Origin of the sequence: Burkholderia sp. Ac-20392 (assembly GCF_017104585.1) — a bacterium.
Taxonomy (GTDB): Bacteria; Pseudomonadota; Gammaproteobacteria; order Burkholderiales; family Burkholderiaceae; genus Burkholderia; species Burkholderia lata.
Genome location: NZ_JAAGPB010000795.1, coordinates 1 through 2595 on the forward strand (window position 1 = coordinate 1; position 2595 = coordinate 2595).

Below are 2595 nucleotides of genomic sequence, written 5' to 3' on the forward strand. Positions count from 1 at the left end.
GCAGGCGGGCGCGGAAACTTTCGGGGAGCGCGCCCATTTCCTGCCCGAGGTTGCCGATCAGGCAGCCGCGGCTGTAGGCGTAGCGGGCCATGCCGTCGCGGGCGTCGTCGACGAATGCGCGCACGCGAGCGCATAGGTGTCGGTGGGTTCGCACGCACGCTGCAGCGCGAACCGCGCCGGTTCAGTCGAGCCGAACGTCTCGTCGCCGAGCGGCCGCACGTCGGCCTTGCCTTCGAACATCCGGCGTTCGGGCCGGTAGATCAGCGGCTCGTGCTTCCACTCCTCGAAGTGGCTCTTCACCGAATCAAAACCGCCGCCGCAAACATTGAGTTCGTAGCGCACGCCCTGTCGCCGTTTCGGAATCGTCATCGTGCCTCCGCTTGATGTGCGCGCGACCGGCACCGGTCGCGACGCGCGTGGTCGTCATCGTCGTCATCTCCGTCGACATGGCAAATCGCGTGCCGCGTGCGGACCCGGGCATGACCGTTGCGGAAATGATCGCGTCATCGTCGTTCGCAGGGAGCCTTGTCATGAAGCATTCGACCCGGCCCGACCCGTCGCCGCCACGCAAGCACGAAGACCGCACGCGCACGGGCCATTCGGAACGCCATATCGACCAGCAACTGGAGGACACGTTTCCCGCGAGCGACCCGCCGGCGACCGGCGGCGTCACGCGCATCGAGCCCGACAGGCCGCCCGATACGACGCCCGATTCGCATGAGGAAAGGCCGCGGCAAGACCCGCGCGAACGCGGCGGCACATGACCGGTCACGCGTGCCGGACGGCATGCGGTCGGCCGAATCCACCGACGAATCGACGCACCCCACCCGCCAGGAGGACGCCATGCATCGTGTCAACGAAATCATGTCGCAGGACGTCGTGCGCATCGCGCCGACCGATTCGATCCGCCATGCCGCGCAACTGATGGAGCGCTACGACGTCGGCGCGCTCCCCGTGTGCGACAACAACCGGCTGGTCGGGATGGTGACCGACCGCGACCTCGCGGTGCGCGCGATCTCGGCCGGCAAGCCACCGGAGACGCGGATTCAGGAAGTCGCGTCGGGCCCGATCGAGTGGTGTTTCGAAGACGATTCGCTGGACGAGATCCAGCATTACATGGCCGATGCGCAGTTGCGGCGCCTGCCGGTCGTCGATCACGACAAGCGGCTGGTCGGCATGCTGTCGCTCGCGGACATCGCGACGCGCTCGGCCGGCCCGGCGCGCGACGACGTCGCGAACACGCTCGAGGGCGTGTCGCAGCCGAGGCGGACGTGACGGAACGAGGATCACGGCCAGCGACGAAGCCGGCAGATCTCCGTTCAAGGTCAGCCCCGCATCATCGGGAAAGGTCGTCGCAACAACAGAACGAAAGCGATGAATGGCCGCCGCCTCAGCCGTCGTGCTTCGTCACGCGCACGATCTTGTCCGCCAGTTCGCGCACGTCGACCGGCTTGCACAGATAGCCGTCGAATCCGGCCTCGAGCGCGCGGCGTTCGTCGGCCAGGCCCGCATGCGCGGTCACGGCCAGCACCCGCACCGCGGGCGGCGCACCGCCGCCGTTCATGCCGGCGTGCCGTAACGCGTCGAGCAGCCAGAAGCCGTCGCCGTCGGGCATCGCGAGATCGGACAGCACGACGGTCGGCCGCAGGTCGGCCGCCACCGCGAGCGCTTCGCGGCCCGTCGACGCGATCGCGACGGCCGCGCCGAACGTCGTCAGCGCGGCGGTGAGGCTCTCGCGCGTCGTCGCATCGTCGTCGACGATCAGGATGCGTTGCGTATCGAGCATCGGCGGGTCGCGATGGCCGTCCGCGGGCGCATTCCCCCACGCCATCGCGCCGATCGGCTGCCAGCCGACCGGCAGCGTCACCGTAAACGTCGCGCCGCGATTGCGCCCCGCACTCTTGACCGTCACGCTGCCGCCGTGCAGTTCGGCGATATGCCGCACGATCGACAGCCCGAGGCCGAGCCCGCGCCGCGACGACGCGGGCGAATCGTCCGCGCGACGGAACATGTCGAACACGTACGGCAGGAACGCCGGCACGATGCCCTGCCCCGTGTCGGACACGGTCAGCACCACCCGCACGTCGTCGCGCGCGAGCCCGACCGTCACGCTGCCGCCGGCCGGCGTGAACTTGAGCGCGTTCGACACGAGGTTCGACAGCATCTGCCGCAATCGCTCGGCATCGCCCGACACGACGCAGGTCGACGCCGCACAGTCGAACTCGAGCACGATGCCGGCCGACGACGCGGCCGTCTGGAACGCGCCGACCGAATCGGAGAACAGCCGCACGACGTCCACCGGCATCGCGTCGAGCTGCAGCTTGCCGGTGGCGAGCGACGACGCATCGAGGATGTCGCCGACCATCCGCGTGAGCGAGCGCGCGCTGCGGTCGATCGCGTCGATCGCCTGCTGCTGCAGCGCGCTGTCGCCCGAATTGCGCAGCACCTCGACCCAGCCGTAGATCACGTTCAGCGGCGTGCGCAGTTCGTGCGACACCGTCGCGAGCAATTCGTCCTTCAACCGGTTCGACGTCGCCGCCTGGTCGCGCGCCACGCGCGCCCCGCGCAACGACCGCTGCGCGCGCAGGTCGCGGC

Annotated in this window: 5 protein-coding genes; 2 read left to right on the forward strand and 3 right to left on the reverse strand. The window is 69.4% G+C overall.

The genetic code is table 11. The features are described 5' to 3' along the window. Positions 1–91 (reverse strand): TetR family transcriptional regulator C-terminal domain-containing protein (locus G3N99_RS38305; RefSeq protein ID WP_241012065.1); only part of this gene is annotated, 91 nt, incomplete at its 3' end. Then, positions 58–369 (reverse strand): hypothetical protein, encoded by a 312-nt coding sequence (locus G3N99_RS38310; protein WP_241012063.1) that lies wholly within the window; start codon positions 367–369, stop codon positions 58–60. The genes G3N99_RS38310 and G3N99_RS38305, both read right to left, overlap by 34 nt. A gap of 161 nt (positions 370–530) precedes the next feature. On the opposite strand from G3N99_RS38310, the gene G3N99_RS38315 reads away from it, so the two are divergent. Next, on the forward strand, positions 531–764 hold the full coding sequence (locus G3N99_RS38315; protein WP_206124979.1) for a hypothetical protein: 234 nt from the start codon (positions 531–533) through the stop codon (positions 762–764). A gap of 79 nt (positions 765–843) precedes the next feature. Next, positions 844–1275 (forward strand): CBS domain-containing protein, encoded by a 432-nt coding sequence (locus tag G3N99_RS38320; RefSeq protein ID WP_011349705.1) that lies wholly within the window; start codon positions 844–846, stop codon positions 1273–1275. 115 nt (positions 1276–1390) lie between these two features. Here G3N99_RS38320 and G3N99_RS38325 read toward each other — a convergent pair. Then, a partial coding sequence (locus G3N99_RS38325) for an ATP-binding protein (protein WP_241012064.1) occupies positions 1391–2595 on the reverse strand: 1205 nt, incomplete at its 5' end.